This window comes from Bacillus sp. TH17 (assembly GCF_016651125.1).
GTDB classification, from domain to species: Bacteria; Bacillota; Bacilli; order Bacillales; family Bacillaceae_G; genus Bacillus_A; species Bacillus_A mycoides.
In genome coordinates, this window is the sequence record NZ_JAEKEN010000003.1 from 397847 (window position 1) to 414934 (window position 17088).

23 protein-coding genes and 2 pseudogenes are annotated in these 17088 nt (G+C 34.4%); 17 read left to right on the plus strand and 8 right to left on the minus strand.

From position 1 onward, the window contains the following. Positions 1-369: 369 nt before the first annotated feature. The 4 genes from JFT95_RS28400 (at position 370) to JFT95_RS28415 (ending at position 3602) form a co-directional block, all read left to right on the plus strand. Positions 370-2010, plus strand: a complete 1641-nt coding sequence (locus tag JFT95_RS28400) for a S8 family peptidase (RefSeq protein ID WP_078205921.1) — start codon at positions 370-372, stop codon at positions 2008-2010. Between the two features lie 327 nt (positions 2011-2337). After that, complete coding sequence (gene mntA / locus JFT95_RS28405) at positions 2338-2745, plus strand: type VII toxin-antitoxin system MntA family adenylyltransferase antitoxin (RefSeq protein WP_002204144.1); 408 nt, start codon at positions 2338-2340, stop codon at positions 2743-2745. Continuing rightward, complete coding sequence (hepT, locus tag JFT95_RS28410; RefSeq protein WP_002204143.1) at positions 2735-3148, plus strand: type VII toxin-antitoxin system HepT family RNase toxin; 414 nt, start codon at positions 2735-2737, stop codon at positions 3146-3148. The genes mntA and hepT overlap by 11 nt, the downstream gene beginning before the upstream one ends. Positions 3149-3386: 238 nt before the next feature. Continuing rightward, positions 3387-3602 (plus strand): alpha/beta-type small acid-soluble spore protein, encoded by a 216-nt coding sequence (locus JFT95_RS28415; protein WP_001167047.1) that lies wholly within the window; start codon positions 3387-3389, stop codon positions 3600-3602. A 344-nt stretch (positions 3603-3946) separates the two neighbouring features. Here the strand turns inward: JFT95_RS28415 and JFT95_RS28420 are convergent, their stop codons facing one another. Further along, a complete protein-coding gene (locus tag JFT95_RS28420; RefSeq protein ID WP_002090455.1) occupies positions 3947-4300 on the minus strand; it encodes a hypothetical protein in 354 nt (117 codons plus the stop codon). A gap of 720 nt (positions 4301-5020) precedes the next feature. Between JFT95_RS28420 and JFT95_RS28425 the strand changes: the two genes are divergently transcribed. The 3 genes and pseudogenes from JFT95_RS28425 (at position 5021) to JFT95_RS28435 (ending at position 6862) form a co-directional block, all read left to right on the plus strand. Beyond that, positions 5021-5329 (plus strand): ArsR/SmtB family transcription factor, encoded by a 309-nt coding sequence (locus tag JFT95_RS28425; protein ID WP_078205906.1) that lies wholly within the window; start codon positions 5021-5023, stop codon positions 5327-5329. A 287-nt stretch (positions 5330-5616) separates the two neighbouring features. Beyond that, positions 5617-5896 (plus strand): annotated as a pseudogene (locus tag JFT95_RS28430) (hypothetical protein). Positions 5897-6436: 540 nt separating this feature from the next. Further along, complete coding sequence (locus JFT95_RS28435; protein WP_002017095.1) at positions 6437-6862, plus strand: DUF4879 domain-containing protein; 426 nt, start codon at positions 6437-6439, stop codon at positions 6860-6862. A 100-nt stretch (positions 6863-6962) separates the two neighbouring features. On the opposite strand, the gene JFT95_RS28440 is transcribed toward JFT95_RS28435, so the two are convergent. Next, complete coding sequence (locus tag JFT95_RS28440; RefSeq protein WP_113937363.1) at positions 6963-7076, minus strand: YjcZ family sporulation protein; 114 nt, start codon at positions 7074-7076, stop codon at positions 6963-6965. 549 nt (positions 7077-7625) lie between these two features. Further along, on the minus strand, positions 7626-7739 hold the full coding sequence (locus JFT95_RS28445; protein ID WP_078205657.1) for a YjcZ family sporulation protein: 114 nt from the start codon (positions 7737-7739) through the stop codon (positions 7626-7628). 221 nt (positions 7740-7960) lie between these two features. Here JFT95_RS28445 and JFT95_RS29940 point away from each other — a divergent pair, with 221 nt between their 5' ends. Then, positions 7961-8095: a hypothetical protein gene (locus JFT95_RS29940; RefSeq protein WP_002016520.1), complete on the plus strand. Its 135-nt coding sequence runs from the start codon at positions 7961-7963 to the stop codon at positions 8093-8095. A 217-nt stretch (positions 8096-8312) separates the two neighbouring features. On the opposite strand, the gene JFT95_RS28450 is transcribed toward JFT95_RS29940, so the two are convergent. Further along, positions 8313-8777, minus strand: a complete 465-nt coding sequence (locus JFT95_RS28450; RefSeq protein WP_201053959.1) for a stress protein — start codon at positions 8775-8777, stop codon at positions 8313-8315. A 143-nt stretch (positions 8778-8920) separates the two neighbouring features. Then, positions 8921-9484, minus strand: coding sequence for an excalibur calcium-binding domain-containing protein (locus JFT95_RS28455; RefSeq protein ID WP_078205658.1), 564 nt, complete (start codon positions 9482-9484; stop codon positions 8921-8923). A gap of 276 nt (positions 9485-9760) precedes the next feature. On the opposite strand from JFT95_RS28455, the gene JFT95_RS29945 reads away from it, so the two are divergent. The 5 genes and pseudogenes from JFT95_RS29945 (at position 9761) to JFT95_RS28475 (ending at position 11482) form a co-directional block, all read left to right on the plus strand. Further along, positions 9761-9895 carry a hypothetical protein gene (locus JFT95_RS29945; protein WP_274606799.1) on the plus strand — a complete coding sequence of 45 codons (135 nt, stop codon included), beginning with the start codon at positions 9761-9763 and terminating at the stop codon, positions 9893-9895. Between the two features lie 389 nt (positions 9896-10284). Then, positions 10285-10443, plus strand: a complete 159-nt coding sequence (locus JFT95_RS28460; protein WP_002069381.1) for a hypothetical protein — start codon at positions 10285-10287, stop codon at positions 10441-10443. Then, complete coding sequence (locus tag JFT95_RS28465) at positions 10434-10628, plus strand: hypothetical protein (RefSeq protein WP_113937361.1); 195 nt, start codon at positions 10434-10436, stop codon at positions 10626-10628. The genes JFT95_RS28460 and JFT95_RS28465 overlap by 10 nt, the downstream gene beginning before the upstream one ends. Continuing rightward, positions 10625-10838 (plus strand): annotated as a pseudogene (locus tag JFT95_RS28470) (hypothetical protein). The gene JFT95_RS28465 and the pseudogene JFT95_RS28470 overlap by 4 nt, the downstream one beginning before the upstream one ends. A 308-nt stretch (positions 10839-11146) precedes the next feature. Then, on the plus strand, positions 11147-11482 hold the full coding sequence (locus tag JFT95_RS28475) for a CopG family transcriptional regulator (RefSeq protein ID WP_242487651.1): 336 nt from the start codon (positions 11147-11149) through the stop codon (positions 11480-11482). Between the two features lie 146 nt (positions 11483-11628). On the opposite strand, the gene JFT95_RS28480 is transcribed toward JFT95_RS28475, so the two are convergent. Then, positions 11629-11844, minus strand: a complete 216-nt coding sequence (locus JFT95_RS28480; RefSeq protein WP_078205660.1) for a spore germination protein — start codon at positions 11842-11844, stop codon at positions 11629-11631. 85 nt (positions 11845-11929) lie between these two features. On the opposite strand from JFT95_RS28480, the gene JFT95_RS28485 reads away from it, so the two are divergent. Then, a complete protein-coding gene (locus JFT95_RS28485; RefSeq protein ID WP_242487652.1) occupies positions 11930-12337 on the plus strand; it encodes a hypothetical protein in 408 nt (135 codons plus the stop codon). 200 nt (positions 12338-12537) lie between these two features. Beyond that, entirely contained in the window at positions 12538-13395 is an 858-nt protein-coding gene (locus JFT95_RS29950; protein ID WP_201053965.1) for a DUF4183 domain-containing protein, read from the plus strand. A gap of 54 nt (positions 13396-13449) precedes the next feature. Here JFT95_RS29950 and JFT95_RS28495 read toward each other — a convergent pair whose 3' ends face one another. Together JFT95_RS28495 and JFT95_RS28500 are read right to left on the minus strand one after the other, a co-directional pair. Next, positions 13450-13740, minus strand: a complete 291-nt coding sequence (locus tag JFT95_RS28495) for a DUF4183 domain-containing protein (RefSeq protein ID WP_201053967.1) — start codon at positions 13738-13740, stop codon at positions 13450-13452. Positions 13741-14091: 351 nt separating this feature from the next. Then, entirely contained in the window at positions 14092-14304 is a 213-nt protein-coding gene (locus JFT95_RS28500; RefSeq protein ID WP_201053968.1) for a hypothetical protein, read from the minus strand. A gap of 24 nt (positions 14305-14328) precedes the next feature. Here JFT95_RS28500 and tnpA point away from each other — a divergent pair, with 24 nt between their 5' ends. Beyond that, on the plus strand, positions 14329-14754 hold the full coding sequence (tnpA, locus tag JFT95_RS28505; RefSeq protein ID WP_307838421.1) for an IS200/IS605 family transposase: 426 nt from the start codon (positions 14329-14331) through the stop codon (positions 14752-14754). 301 nt (positions 14755-15055) lie between these two features. After that, positions 15056-16426: a lytic polysaccharide monooxygenase gene (locus JFT95_RS28510; RefSeq protein WP_201053969.1), complete on the plus strand. Its 1371-nt coding sequence runs from the start codon at positions 15056-15058 to the stop codon at positions 16424-16426. Positions 16427-17088 lie beyond the last annotated feature (662 nt).

Sequence of the window (17088 nt, forward strand, 5' to 3'; positions counted from 1 at the left end):
ATCAGAGGCAAAATAAAAAGCAAAGCCTTTTGGCTACGCCAAACCGAAATTCATCTCCCACCTACCGCTGGGCTACGCCCTTCATGCGCTTGAGGAAGGAGAATTCTTTCGAGGAATTCGTTAAAATGCGAAATTGCATAAAAAATAAGGTTGACTATTTATCAAGGTTGTAACTATACTGGTTACAGCTATGCGACTAAAGTAATAGATTTGATGGCATGAACTAGTTGTATTAATGATATATAAGTGAATATAAAAAAATGAATGGAGTTGAAAATATAACCCTAAATATAAGACGCTTGTATAAAAAAGAAGTTAGGTAATCTATAGTTTTTTATAATCATATATAAATTAAAAGAGGTGCACGATTTGAAAATTTTTAAGGGAATTCTAGTTTCTTCAATTGCATTAACAGCATTTAATGGGGTGGGCGGACTACTCCCAAGTGAAAAATCAGAAGTTGCCTACGCAGCTAGTTACGATTATTCAAATAAGCAATTGAATTCTATTGTACATAAGCAAGTTACTAAACAATTAATTTTGAAATTTAAAAATGAAGCAAATTTGCCATATCAGGATGGGATAGAAAAATTCATTAAAGAAGAAAAACAAGACCCTGAATTAAATGGAATTTTAGCCAAATATCAAAATGTAACTATAAATCGACTTTTTAGTTCTTTAAATCCTAAAGAAATTAAAAATCTAGGTAAAGAAATAAAAGACTCTGATCATATTTCTTCTAATTTGCTAAACTATTATATTGTAGAAACCCAAGGTGATATTGATGTACAAGCATTGCTTGTACAATTTGAGAAATCATCTCTTGTTGAAACGGCATATTTACAGGAAGAAGAAGCTCCACCTGAAGAGCGTTTATCCAATTTATCAGTTAATCCATATGATGAACCTAGACTTACAAGGCAAGGTTACCTTGAACCAGCACCATTAGGAATCAATGCACCTTATGCCTGGAGTATAAAAGGTGGAGATGGAAAAGGAACAACTTTTGTAGATATGGAGTATGGCTGGTTATTTAGTCATGAAGATTTAGTGAATCAGAAGATCGAATTGATGTCCGGACAGAACAAGAGTGAACACCATGATCATGGTACCTCAGTCTTAGGAATAGTTTCTGCAGAAGATAATAAAATAGGTGGAATTGGGATTGCACCAAAAGCTAAGGTAAAGGTTGTATCTCAGATTAGAGACAACGGTATGTATAATACAGCTGATGCTATATTAAGTGCGGTTAACAATATGCAAGCTGGAGATATTCTTTTATTAGAAGCTCAAGCAACTTATGAAGGATATGGAGATAAGAATTATCTTCCTGTAGAAGTAAAACCGGATATATTTGATGCAATTCGTATGGGAGCAAATAAGGGAATTATTATTATTGAAGCAGGTGCAAACGGCGGAAATGACTTGGATCAATTTAGAGACCGTAATGGTAAACAAGTTTTAAATCGTAATAGTCCTGATTTCAAAGATTCAGGGGCGATTATGGTTGGAGCAGCTTCTGCAAGGGTCCCTCATAAACGTTCATATTTCTCTAATTATGGTAGTAGGGTAGATGTATATGGATGGGGGAATGCAGTGGATACAACAGATGCTAAACCACGTGAATTTATGATAAATCTATATACTTCTAGCTTTAGTGGAACATCTAGTGCATCACCTATCATTGCTGGTGCTGCTGCATCAATTCAAGGAATTACAAAAACTAATCTGGGAAAAGTATATACACCAAGCCAGCTTAGAGATATTTTAAGTGATCCTAGTACAGGAACGAAATCCAATGATCCAGCCTCTGATAAAATTGGTGTTTTACCTGATTTAAAAGCCATTGTATCTAAACTTGGCTTTTCACCAAACTTAAGCAATGATTCTTCCATTGTATTCCCAGAGGAACAAGAAATAAATAAAGGGAATGAAGGAACTACTATTACATTCCCGAAAGAGGATTCCGCTAATAGTGAAGGGAACTCTAACTTCATTTTCCCAGAATAATTGTAGAAATACCTTTTATTTAGTATGAAAGAATCTTATATAAGTAGTTGTTTATAATACTAGTGAGACAGGCTCTTATGTGTAATAGCATAAGAGCCTATCTGTTGTACTTTTAACTATATGAGGAAGGTACTTCTGGGGATATTTTAATTGCTTTAACAAATAAAGCGTTAAATTGAATTTATTTACAAAATATACAAGCCGTTTAAGAAGATTTAAGAAGGAGGGCAATTTAATATTCTTAATGTATTATACTGCGTAGCTGAAAAGGTTATATAATGGTTATGATATAATAAAATTCAAGTACAATAAGGAGGGGGAAATTAAATGATTTTTCAAAGCATGATTACAGCTATTATAGAAAAATTACAAGAGACTGTGAATCCCTATTGGATAATTGTATTTGGATCCATAGCAGAGGACAGAGAACGAGATGATAGTGACATTGATATAGCTTATTTAAGTGACATAAAATTAGGGAATTATGAACGTTTTTTATTAGCACAGGAGTTAGCGGATATTGTTCATAGAGATGTTGATTTAGTTGATTTATCAGAAGCTTCTACAGTTTTCCAAGCTCAAATTATACATACAGGAAAGACAATATTTTGTTCGGATGAAGAGCGAAAAACAATTTTTGAAATAAAAACTTTAAAAATGTATTCAAAATTGAATGAGGAACGCAAAATCGTATTTGAGGATATAAAGAAAAGAGGTTCTATATATGAAGAATGAAGTTATTTTGAATAAAATTTCTACAATAGAGCGTTGTATAAAAAGAATTCAAGAGGTATATGGAAATAACCCTGATAATTTAGAGGATTATACAAAGCAAGATTCTATAATATTAAATATTCAAAGAGCATGCGAAGCAAGTATTGATTTAGCAATGCATATTGTTGCAGGAAAGAAGTTGGGACTACCTCAATCTAGTAGAGAGGCATTTGATTTGTTGGTTGATGCAGATCTACTTAGTACCGAACTGGCAAGTAAGTTAAAAGCAATGGTTGGGTTTCGAAATATTGCTGTTCATGATTATCAAAGTGTAAACTTAGATATTGTTCGCCAAATTATTGAAAAACATCTAAAGGACTTTAAACTATTTACGAAAGAAGTTATGGGAATTCTAGAACTATAAAAGTACAAATCTTAGAACTATGATTAAAGTGGAGAACACTGTAGTAACTGTATATCATGAGGAGGAAAGTACTTCAGTGGGTTCTTTACTTGCTTTAACAAGTAAAAATAAATTAAGCGTTACATGGACATATTGAAAAAAGGCATCTTAAGGTGTCTTTTTTTGTTTTGGAAATTATTCGTATATTTTATTATAAACGGAACATAATATTACTAAAATCAGTGGAGGTGTGTATGAAATGCAAATTCGCGAAAATAATAATTCGAACGAAATCTTGATAGCAGCTGCAGCAAGTGCTATTGAGCAAATGAAATATGAAATTGCTCAGGAGTTTGGTGTTACACTTGGACCGGATTCAACAGCAAGAGCAAATGGTTCAGTAGGTGGGGAAATTACAAAACGCTTAGTGCGTATGGCGCAAGAACAGTTATCAGGACAATATAAAATTCACTAAGAGAAAATATGTGTTTGAGCCAAAAGATAGGGAAGGAGTGTGAAAGTATTATTCACACTCCTGTTTTATCGTGTATAGGTAAAGTGTTTAAATCAACTAAATGGCTAACGTTGCTCAGTTGATGGCAGTTAACTTTTTAGATGTATTCCCACAGTAGAGCAGTTAATTCATTTAATGTTTTATATGGAGATAAATTAGCATTCATATGCTAATTTTCATGGAAAATAGAAAAACCACCCTTATAAAAGTGGTTTCTAATAATTATTTTGGATTATACATTTACAATTAGGCGATAAGATAATTGGGCAAAGTTAAATTAATAAGAGATACTTTATACATTTCTATTATTTTGGTTCTGGATAATGATTGTAGTACGAGATTCTAATAAATTCTTGGTAGACATTTGTTAATTTAGCATCTCTAAGAGCATCGTTGAATCTTTGCATACGTACACTACCTTGAGCGTATCCTCCACCAGGAGTATAAGGATTTCTAGCTTCAAAGTCATCCATAAATACTTTTAATTTTTTATAGTCTTGAGATTGATAGAAAGCAGCGGCTTCTTCAGGTGTAACATCAAAGTAAGAAGATGATGCTGAGTTATAAGTAGCTGCTTGAGCAGTAGGTGTCTCTAGCATAGTTGCAGCCCCACCAAACATAGTAAGCGCCATAGAAGACACAATGATTTTTTTAAACATAATAAAACCTCCATATAGAATATTTGGATTAAAAATCATCCTGTAATCATTATAGTTACAACGGAAATGATTATCAAATGCAATGGTGCATAATTTATGATGTGAACGAGAAGTCCCTCCATCTCTATATGAAGGAATGTAATAGGAAATTAATAGATTGAAAGAGGGATATATACTATTGGTGTTAACAAGGAAATAAAAAGGCTTTTTTTAGTTGGAGGAATTTAAAAGGCCCCGTCATTACAGACAGGGCCTTTCAAAAGGGCATGACATTTAACAACTGAAGGTACCATTATACTACCATTAATGGGATTGAAATTCCATTTGTTTGGTGTTGAGAAATAAAAAATATATGTTGTAGGAGGAGAGATGAAGAGATGTTTCTTATAGATTTTGAAATACGAGAAAGCAAATGCCGAATTTAAATCTGTCTTTAAACAAAGGGATAGAAGTATTACTTTTGCTTAGCAAAGCGTGTTAAGCCTCATTCAAAGTCAAGTAATTGACTACAAAATAATTCTCTCAACACAAAATATAGTCTGGTTAAAAAATTAGGGGGATCAAATCATTGAAGCAGTAAAAAAACTGTTTTCAGGATAGGTAACCTTTTTGTTTTAAAAAGAGAATATATTTTCTCAACAGGACAAATGGTAATCATCTATAAGTACTAATTATAAGGATAATAGGAAAATAGAAATTAATAATAAAGGAGAATGCGAAATGAAAACAGTAGTATCTGATAGAAATCTAGCTGAAATCCGCGAAGAAGATGTAGAAGTCTTAAAGGTAATGGCACATCCGGTTCGGTTACAAATTGTAAATGAATTAATGCACCATAAAAAGTGTAATGTTACGCAGTTAACGGAAATATTAAGACTCCCACAATCTACTGTTTCACAGCATCTATCAAAATTAAGGAGAACCGTACTCCGTGCAGAAAGAAGAGGGTTAGAGATGCATTATTATATAGATAATGCTAAGGCTCGTCAGATTGTAGGAATTTTAGGTTTGTGGGGAAGTGATAAGTAGCGGCTACATTACATTTTAAAATGAAACACATTTGACACTCCCACCCCTAAAGGGGCCAGCTGACTAACGTCAGTGGGATTCTTGCTACCAAAGGCGAAGTCCATTTCTGGTATCGCTGACGTGCAAGATTGCGGTGTGCCATCACCACTCCCACAACAGACCATATAGGTTCGTGGGCTACGGTACTGTGACCATACCGTACAGATTGTTGGTTCTCAAATTACAAAAACAATTAAATTGATACATTTAAGGTGCAAGTTATAAAAAATATTAAAGGGGGGATTTTTATGTTTAAGAAATTAGTAGTAGGGGCTTTAGCAACTGGGTTTATGCTGTCTGGTGCTACAGGAACATCCGCAGCTGTAGACACTGATAATAATTTGAATAACAGTAATAATTCAATTGCCGCAACATGTGATTATAAGGCTTTTCCTTATAATAGTAAAGATGATATGCCTATGGTAGTGATTAATGGTAGTGATTAAAGGGGGAATAAAGCATTATTTAAAAGGAACTGTTATAAACGGTGGACAGTTATACGGGTTATATGAACCTGAATATTGTTAAAGAAAGGACACTCATTTGAGTGGCCTTTCTCCGACTTAAAAAATATAAAAATATAACAATCATCGAGTAAGCTTATTATAGCATCAATAAATAGGATTTTTATATGTAATATTGCATATATATAGATTTATTGAATCTTTATCTATATAGTTTAATTGTCTGTTATTTGTTTTAATTCATTTACTTATATTATTTTTTGAGCGCTCCAGCAATGGAGCCTTTTTTTATGCAATAAAACATTTTCTTTACATTATTTAGTCGATGTATATTAGCTTTTCCTTCTTAAAAGTTACCTATATTTTACCAAAACATTGTATAGACGACCAGTCTTTTTATGAGAATTTAGTGAGTTAATAGTATTAAATTTGAAAATAGTTTTTATATCAAAAGTAGTAGATGGATTATTCTGTATGTCAATCGATATGCTAAATTGCATATCGAAAAAAGTAGAATTTGTTAACGTTTTCAAAAAAAGGGATATTTTTATAAATTTCTGCTAATATCAAACTTGTACTTATTATAAAACAAGGGGATGTTTATATGTTTAAAAAAGTTACATTAGGGATATCATCATTAGCGGTGGCGGCGGTAGTTGGGTTAGGAATGGCATCGGAGGCATCAGCAGGACCAGCAGCACCTCTAACTTCTTTAAGTGTAGTAAAAGTAGAATCACAATTGGGTGGAGTTGAATACATTAATCCTAATAGTTTTAGTACAACTAAAGATCATGGGGGAAGTTACTTATATGTTTACACAAAAGAAATAGGATATGGCCAGTTTCCTTTTGCCAAAATGAATGGATTTGATGTGAAAAGTATTGGTTCACAAATAATTGGTGGTAATCCTATTGTAGGTTGGGAATATAAATGGGACGCATCAAATCATCAAGAAGGGACTTTTGAATATCAAAAGACTTCAATAAATTATCCAAGAGATACGTGGCGCACTTCATTATATATTAAATAATTAGTTTTATATATTCGTAGCATGAAAATTCCTGCACCTTGTGTGGAGATTTTCATAAAGAAAAGGCACCCTTATGTAGGTGCCTTTTCCAATAGTTTGTTTAGCAGAAGCAGCTAGCTCCAACTATGATTAATAAAATAAATAGTACAACTAATAAAGCAAAGCCTCCAGCAAAGCCACCGCCACAACTACCGCAACTACCACCAAATCCCATTTTAATCTCTCCTTTGAGTAGGAGGGGAAAATTAAGGTCATTCATGTATTTTAACGGGTTCACTTTACCCTATGTTTTTACGGATTAATTGAGCAGGTCCTTTTGAAAATAAAAAAAGACACCCTAAGGTGCCTTCCTCCGACTTGAACCACTTTACTTTTAATAATATGTATTGGACATTAAGTAAACACATCCTATAAAACAGAATCATTTATTTTTACCAGATTGTTAGTGTACAAATACAAGAGAATCGAGATCGTTTGTTTGGCTAGATTAAAGCAACGCCACATCTATATGGTTGAGATGTGTTACGCCTTCTAATCGGAGAATCTGCTTTATAGAACGTGTCCACAATTTATATTTTACTACATGTAATATTTATTTAGTGTAATTTTTTACAAATATGTATAATTGCATAAAGTTTACGAAAAAATGAGAGTATAATTTGGTATTGTGTAATAAAGATAAAGTCCACCTACGGAAATAGGTGGGCTTTTTAATGCATAAAGAAAAGACACCCATATAAGAGTGTCTTTTCCGATAGTTTGTTTAGCAGAAGCAGCTAGCTCCAACTATTATTAATAGAATAAATAATACAACTAGTAAAGCAAATCCTCCAGCGAAGCCGCCGCCACCACCACCACAACTTCCACCAAAGCCCATAATAGTTCCTCCTTTAGATAAGAGGATAAAACAAGAGGTAACTCATGTATTTTAACGGATTCAATTTACTTTATGTTTTTATGCATTAATGGAGCAAGTTCTTTTGAAAAAAGAGAAAGCCAATCTAAGGCACTTCTCCTGAATATTAATAAATCGCATATATTAATAAAAACAGACTATTTAATATAATGTATTAATCCTAACAGAAGGGAGGAATAACCATGCAATTAGTTTGTTTCCAAGTAGTAAGTGGACAATACTTCTTAGTTGTAGAAGGTATCCAGATTCCTGTACCAATTCCAGCGTTTGCTGCAGCTCTATTAATTGGTTTAGGAGTAATCCCACTTTGTTCTTAATTTAAGGAATTGTAAGCAGTTTTACCTTTCAATCGATAAGCCCCTAAGTATATAAATGCTTGGGGGTTTTCTTATAAAAAAAAGACACCCTAAGGTGCCTTCCTGCGATTTGAACCAACGTAATATGGTATTGGATGCCAATCCAATTATTATTTTACCACGTTAGATAATTTCGAGTATTGAGAAATAGTAAAAGCACTCTTTCGAGTGCCGCTATTTACTTCACTACTTTATCCATAACTTCTTTATACTTATTAAACTCTTCATCTTTCATATCGCCATTCATCTGTAAAAGGAAATTCCCCTTAGCATATGTATGTGAGAAAAGCATTGGAGCTGAGTTTCCTAGCTCATCATAGTACTTCTTAGCTTTTTCTAAGTCTTCTTTCTTACTAAATTCAAACACACGGCCACCTTTATCCTCACCTAATTTAGGAATTAGGATTCGTTTACCATCTTTACGCATGTTACCGAACTCTTTTTGTGGTAGATCCGTAGCATTTTCAGCTTCTATACCAGCTTTCTTGAACTCGTTAATAAGTGAAGTTGTAGTAACCGGTTCAGGCTTTTTAGCTTCTTGTTTAGGTTTAGATTCAGTTGCAGTCTTCTCATTTGAACCACAAGCGGATAATCCCATAAGTAAGGCGCTACATGCTAATGCTGTAAGTAATCTGCGTTTCATTGTGTTACCCCCAGTATGTATTAGTTATATAAGCTGAAATGTAAGATTTCTTATCTCATGGTAGCAAACAAGTTATTTGTATTTTGTTATATTTTGTCGAATGAGAATAAAAAAAGCACTCACAAGAGTGCTTAACCATAAATCTAATGTTTTTTACTAGATTTTTTATGTCCTTTATTTCGTTCACAAGCCACGCCATCGCCATCGCGATCTAAATGTGAAGCATAAGCTGGGCTATCTGGAGTTATATCATAGTAACCGGCATTATTTGCATCTGTACAGTTTGCAAAGTGTACTTTCTCTTGTTTAGGTACAGCTTGTTGCTGAGGTGCTGTATTAGCAGTAGTTTTTTGTTGCTCCTGTTCTTTTGCCCGAGCTGCTTCTTGTTGTTTCTTTTGTTCTTCCTGTTGTCTTTGAGCCTCTTCTTGTTTTCGTTGTTCTTCTAATTTCTTTTGCTCTTCAGCCTTTTTCTGTTCTTCTAATCGTTTCTGCTCTTCAACTTCTTTTTGTTCTTCGGCTTTTTTCTGTTCTTCTATTTTCTTTTGTTCGTCTTCCTGTTTTTGCTCATCTAGTTTCTTTTGTTCATCTTCTTTTTTAGTTTCTTGTTTTGGTTCTTCTGATGTACTTGCTTTATCACTTGAACCACAAGCAGCCAATCCCATAAGTAACACGCTGCATGCTAAAGCCATTAATAATTTCTTGCTCATAATTTAATTCCTCCAAGATATATAAAATGTAATATTTCTGGACAATCTTATCAAAATAATTATCCGTATATTGTCATATTTTGTCGATTAGAAATAAAAAAAGAGAGCCGTAGCCCTCATTGGTTAATTTGGTACAATCTTCACATAATTTTATCCCTAGAAAATGGAAGGAAGTACATTCTCGTATTTTATGATACTGGTACTAGTTATCGGAATTGCAGGATTCATTTACCTGATGGATCGGATAGACAAACGGATTATGAAGGATGAAAAGTGATGGATAAACAGCAGAGTGACAAAGAAGAAATAGCAAACATAATCAAAATGATACGAGATTTAAGAGCTAGAGGGGTACATAACAGCGCAGATAAGGTAGAGGAAGCACATAAATATATTACTTTAGCTAAATAAAAAAGCCTCGCAGGGGGCAAGGCTTTAAACAGGGTAAAAGAATTGTCGAGTAAATAAGAATTACTTCTTGAGAATGGCTTAATTTTAACACGATAACTCGTATGCATGTGTTACGGAATTATGAACTATTCTGATGTGCGAAGCATCATAAAGGGTGAGAAAAATGCATCCGCTAACTAAAATTAGCATAGTAAAAGGCCTGTGCAGATGCACAGGCTGGTTGATACACATATCGGTAATTAAATGTTAACAGATTTATTGAATAATCGTTATTGAGAAAATAAAAACAGTCGATTACCCCTAATTAGCTATTTCAGGAAACGACACAATATTTTGTCCCTCTATTATAACATGGTCGTTTCTTCTAATTAAACAAGGAGTGAAAGCCTATGTTAGATAAAAATCAATCAAAAGTCGTCCTTCCTTCATGGGTATGGAAGGAAGGACGAAATGAAAAAGAAGCAAAAGAAAAAGCGATTGAGTACATTACTCCCAATCGCTATCCAGGATACAAAATCATTGAAATAAGAGGCGATATATCGCTTTAGAAGGATTGGACCTAGTGTTTGATGAAAGCGAAGTGATTCAATTACGAGAAGTGTGGGATGAGGATAAAGATATTCTTGAAATAGCAAAAGGGTTAGGAAGGAATCAACTAGAAATCGCCACATTAATCATGGATCAGGCAGATAAGAACAAAATTAAATCTCGTCCAATGGGGTTAGGGGCATGAAACAACTACCACGGGAGGGATATAGTCGAAATTTTTGATTATACTGCAACAAGTACAGCGGACAAATTTTTGAAGCGTAATAGCGTTATGACGTACTCATTAGAGTTTTATGACAAAGACGAAAAGTGGAAGCGTCGTTGGCTTGAGGCGAAGTCCGAGAGAGAAGCTATAGAAATCATAGGATTACCAACGGATTACCATAATAGGTAATATATTTCCAAATGCTAGGTGTTGAGAAATCTTTTTATAAATCCTTCATTCGGCTCAACAAAGCAATCAGCTTAATTAGCTAACTGCTTGTTGTACAAAAGAAAATTAGGCCCTGCAAGTTAGGATGTGTAACGTTAAGTTACAGTTATAGTGTTAGCAGGACCGGAAATGTTATACGGGGATTAATGTAATGAAAATTTCATTTTGTCGAACTCTATTTGAATAAAGTAACTAAAATTAATTGATTGTATCCAATGCAAGGGATATTTTTGAATAAAGTAACTTTAATCAAAGGGGAGATATATATAATGACTGGACAAAACAATCGTGGTGGGAAAAGAGAAGGAGCAGGACGTAAAGCGATCGGTGTAACAAGAAAAGTATCGTTAACTTTACCAACTGAGTTATGGAGTGAGATTGAGTTTCTGTGTGAATACGATGGGGGGAGTCAATCTAAAGTAATTCGAAAAATGTTAGAGACGCAGATACCGAAAACTCAAATGGTACGGGATATAAAAGAACTTCAGAATGCCAACATTGGTGCAAATATTACAAGTGATGAGGATGCCGTAGATTTTTGCGTGAAACTGGTTCACGAGATCTTTATACAGAAGAAGCATAAATATGAACCGGATTTACAATAAAAGAGCAGCTAGCAAAAGCTAACTGCTCAGTCTTGAAGGAGATCTCTACGGTTACACATAAGAGATTTCCTGCTGCTTAAAAGCCTAGCTACAGCATTGACGTGATTTTTAGTTTTATTCAGGGAGGTAGAGGGAAATGAATAAATTTATGCTGTTCCAACTTGGTTTTGGTCTGCAACATCAGCATCAAATGTGTTTGTCGCACTAACACCACTAAAGGTATTAGCAACAAAAGCAACATTGGATGAGCCTGAACCATTATAAGCTTTTGTATTTTCCTTTGGAGAGACGTTATAAAAATCACCTAAGTTGAAAGAACCGTTACTATTTTGTACAACCATGTTTCCAACAATAGATGGCATCAGTTTCACCTGCTTTCTTAGGAAGCGTTTAAATTAGAATATGGTCTATGAGTCTAGATGTTCATCTGAATCTGAAAATTTTAAAATGAGGGATGTTAGAAAACCTAATAAATCGCTTTGGGAGAAGAAGAATCTTGAAGATGTAGGAAAGGTGCTTCTCATTGAAGAGAGTTATTACGATTGGATTGCAAAATGTGTTAAAAAAACAAATAAGGTCCAAATGAAATTCTATAAAGTGATGTTTGGTTTAGGTGAAAATATAAAAGTTATTAGGGCGAAGAGTCGATTTGAAGCAGTTGGCTATTACTTAATGGATGTTATAGGTTTTGGAGATATTCATGATGTTGTTATTGAGGAAATGGATCCGACTGAAAAGGTTGAGTGGGAATGTATTGGATTCCCTGTCTATAAAACGTTAGAGGAAATTCACATGGAGAAAGAAATAGGTTGGTCGGATGATACACGGTATTTGGTGGTAGGTCTAGAAAATTAAACAAAATCCTTATTTTGTCTTTAAAAACTATAGATAAAAGAATAAAAAAATAGAAATACTAGGTTTTTTCCATGAAAACACCAATAGAAGGAAGAGTGAAATTTAAAAACTAGAAAGATGAAAACATTGTTTGTAAATTGATTTTTAACATTTTATACAATTTATCATCTAATAAATATTAGAGGGAAGGAGGTGTTGATGTGGACCGATTTAGAAGAATTTCTGATACTCAAAGGTTTATAGATCCTGCAACTATAGGACCGACTCTCCCGCCACTCCCATCCATTACTTTTCCAACGGGTCCAACTGGAGTAACAGGTCCACCTGGAATAACGGGTCCAACCGGAGTAACGGGTCCACCTGGAATAACAGGCCCAGCCGGAGTAACGGGTCCAACCGGAGTAACGGGTCCACCTGGAATAACGGGCCCACCTGGAATAACGGGTCCAACCGGAGTAACAGGTCCAACCGGAGTAACGGGTCCACCTGGAATAACGGGTCCAACCGGAGTAACAGGTCCAACCGGAGTAACGGGTCCACCTGGAATAACGGGCCCACCTGGAATAACGGGCCCACCTGGAATAACGGGTCCAACCGGAGTAACAGGTCCAACCGGAGTAACAGGTCCAACTGGAGTAACGGGTCCACCTGGAATAACGGGCCCACCTGGAATAACGGGTCCAACCGGAGTAACGGGTCCAACCGGAGTAACGGGTCCACCTGGAATAACGGGCCCAACCGGAGTAACAGGTCCAACCGGAGTAACGGGTCCAACTGGAATAACAGGTCCAACCGGAGTAATACAAACGGCAAATGTATTGTATTTTACTTTTTCAGACGGACAAAAACTTGTCTATACAAATGCTGATGGTTTACCTCAATATGGGACAACACAGATATTGTCACCAAGTGATGTTTCCTATATTAATTTATTTATAAACGGAATTCTTCAGCCACTATCTTCGTACCAGGTTGTAACTGGGCAGTTAACTGTGTTAGCGCCTGAAGCTCCAGTGCAGGGAGCTTCAATTATTCTGCAATTCATTACTATTAGTTAAAAAAAAGGACAGATTTCTTAATAAAGAAATCTGTCCAAAAACAAAAGATGTTGATTAAGTTACGATAAACTCAACAGTGATTGGAATTCCTGGATCTAATGTGTCTCCACCTGGGATTGTGATAGCACCAGTTGGACCAGTAGTAACACTAGAATTCGAACCTGGCTGCAATACGCCGTTTACATAGAGATTATAATACGTAAAAGTAGGGAATGCTGTAGCAGCCACGCCAGCATCATTTAGACAAGCTGTAGCAGCAATCGCAAACGCAGCACCTGTCCCTGTTCCTGCACCTAGTGAGGATGTAAATCTTCTAGAAGCTATAAATGGAGGTACGATAGCCATTTGGTATTCACCTCCTTCTCGATTTTATTAGGACTAGATTATGAGAAAACTTGTCCTATATTGTATTCTATGACGTACTTAAATACTAGAAACGGCTTATGCATTAGGGTTTAAGTGCAATTATTAAATTAGATACATTGATGTTGAATGAAAACGCTATTTTAATAGACAAGTAAACAATAAAGAACTCATGTAAACACATGAGTTATCTTATCAGAAATTATTTTTTAAGCTTTTCAAGATAAGCTAACAGTTCTTCATATGAAGGTGCTTTCTTATAGTAAAATACACCATTTTGATCTGCTAATTGAACCTCAGGCCAAGGTGAATTTTCGTAGATATCAACAATATTTACGAAAATTTACCATTAATCAGGAAATCTAAACCTACTCTGCCTGAATCTTTTGATCGTACATGCGCAATATAAGCTGTATTTGGTAAAGAACCAAGTACATGAAAAATAACGTATGTTCCTTCTTTAAAGCTATTCTCAGTAATCTTTATTGGATAGATTACTGGAGTTTTACATGGTGTTTCAGAACTAAGTGCGCCAGAAATAAGCATTAAAGTTCAACTCCTTTAGTATGTATAAACCTATATAGAAGAACTAAAACAACCGTATCATTCATTAACTATCATTTTGTGTTTTGTCCACGATACAGAAGAAAGATTTTTCTAAACACAAAAGTAGAAGAACGTTTCAAAATGTTGGTTCAAGAAATATGTAACGGACTGGATATTGTTATTATCGCAATGGAATGTGATACAGACCACGTTCACTTGTTTTTAAATACAATGCCAACACTTAGTCCCGCCGATACAATGGCGAAAATTAAAGGGGTGACATCAAAGCGTTTGAGGGAAGAATTTCCTCACCTTATGCACTTGCCAAGTTTATGGACACGTTCCTATTTTGTTTCTACCGCTGGGCTATCGCCCTTCACACGCTTGAGGAAGGAGAATTCTTTCAGTAAATTCGTTAAAATGGATTCTTTTTTTTGCTACAAAATATAGACTAGCGTAGTGTTTTTGATCAAACTTCATTTTAAAGCTACAGAAAGGGAGATTTTTAAAGAAAAAGGCGTATTGGAAGAAAGTTCAAAAACTGTGCACAATTTCAGTATAAGTTTAATGAATTATTATGTGATAATTTAATTATAAAGCTATTTGGATGTAAAGGAAGTTAAATGAATATTTGAGTATGAAGTTATGAGGTTTCGTTTTTATTTGTTTAATCTTTGTAATCTATGTTTATTATTCTTTTACATCAATGCTCTTAATATAGTAAGAAAATTAATAGGAGGGGACTATTAAAATGAATAAAAAAATTCTAAAGCAGTTGAAAAAAATGACTACAAATAAAAAAGGATTAAGTGCTGCTGTAGTAGCAGTAGGAATTATGAGTACAACTTTAATTCCTCAAAATGCCTATGCACATGGGTTCGTTGAAAAGCCAGGTAGCCGTGCTGCTTTATGTAGCCAGAATTATGGAGCTTTGAATTTAAATTGTGGCAATGTAATGTATGAGCCGCAAAGCTTAGAAGCGCCTAAAGGATTCCCACAAGGTGGACCGGTTGATGGGAAAATTGCTTCAGCAGGAGGCCTGTTTGGTGGGATTCTTGATCAACAAACAGCTGATCGATGGTTTAAGAATACGATTAAGGGTGGAGAGAATACATTCACTTGGAAATACACTGCTCCTCATTTAACAAGTCAATGGCACTATTACATTACAAAAAAAGGATGGAACCCAAACAAACCTCTAACAAGAGCGGATTTTGAATTAATAGGAACTGTAAAACACGATGGTTCTGCAGCATCTAATAATTTATCACATAAAATTAATGTACCAACTGATCGTAGTGGATATCATGTCATTTTAGCGGTTTGGGATGTAGCTGATACCGTAAATGCTTTTTATAATGTGATTGATGTGAATCTAGTTAATAATGAAAAACCAGATACAGAAGCACCAACTCGGCCATCTGGACTACAAGTAGTAAAAACCACTTCAAATAGCGTAGAACTTAATTGGAAGCCTGCAACAGATAATGTAGGGGTGAAAGAGTATCAAGTGTTACGTAATGGAGAAGTAATTAATACTGTAGCAGGTACTAGTGTAGTTGATAAAAAATTAAGCCCAAACACAGATTACACGTATACAGTAAAAGCAGTAGATGCTGTAGGGAATATATCTAAGGAAAGTGAAGCATTAGTTATTAAAACAACAGTGGAAAAACCAGATACAGAAGCGCCAACTCAACCTAAAGGGTTACACAGTATGGGAATCACTGCCAATACTGTTGACTTAATGTGGAGTCCGTCTGAAGATAACATAGATGTGGATCATTATATTGTATACAGAGAAATTGCAGGGGTTACGAAGGAAATAGGTACTGTTAATACCACATCATTTATGGACAAGAATTTGCAAGTAAATACTACATACAAGTATGTAGTTACTGCAGTTGATACGGCTGGCAATGAATCAATGAAAAGTGATATCTTAACAGTTACTACGAAGGAACAAGAAAACGCTTATGAGAAATGGGATTCGTATAAAGCATATAAAAAAGGAGATAGAGTAGTTCACGAGGGTAAGGAATACGAGGCGGCCCAAAGCTATCAAGGGAATGGGGATCCGAATTGGATCTTTGCTTTATCTTTATGGAATGAAATAAAATAGTAATTTAATTAGTAGCTCATTTTTCATGTAATCAAGTAGATTTGAAATGAATAATTAAGAGGAGACAAAATCAAGTTTTATATTATAATTAAGCGCATCCTCTTAAAAGAGGGGCATTATTAATAATTTACAATTAAAAACCTTATAATCAAATTAATGGATTATAAGGTTTTATTTTTAATATAAAAATTATTTACTGAGATTTTTTATGTCCTTTCATCTTTTCATCTCCTGTTATAAAATATTAATAATAAAATTGCGATATTGTTATATTGACATGAATTGTAATATGTGTGTATAAGTTTATATAAAAAGAAAGAATTTTTTTGAGAGGATTTCTTATTTTTATATAATATATGTGGTGAAAAACAGTCCAAGGTTAAATAATAAAGTGGAATGTATGGGTCACTGTTAAAGAGACGCAGTTAATTAGTGGGTACATATATTAACTATACTAATAAAATATTGATTTTTCTCATAATTTATTGGAAGTAGAGCGTGATATTCCAAAAATTAATGCAAAAGTCAGTGCACATTATTTACTAGATCATCTTGATAATAATAACTAAAATATGTAATATATAGGTATATTGTTAGTTTAATTGATTCCGTTTATTCCCACACCTTATGTGTTGTGGTTGAGTTGTAGAAGCAAGTTGTGT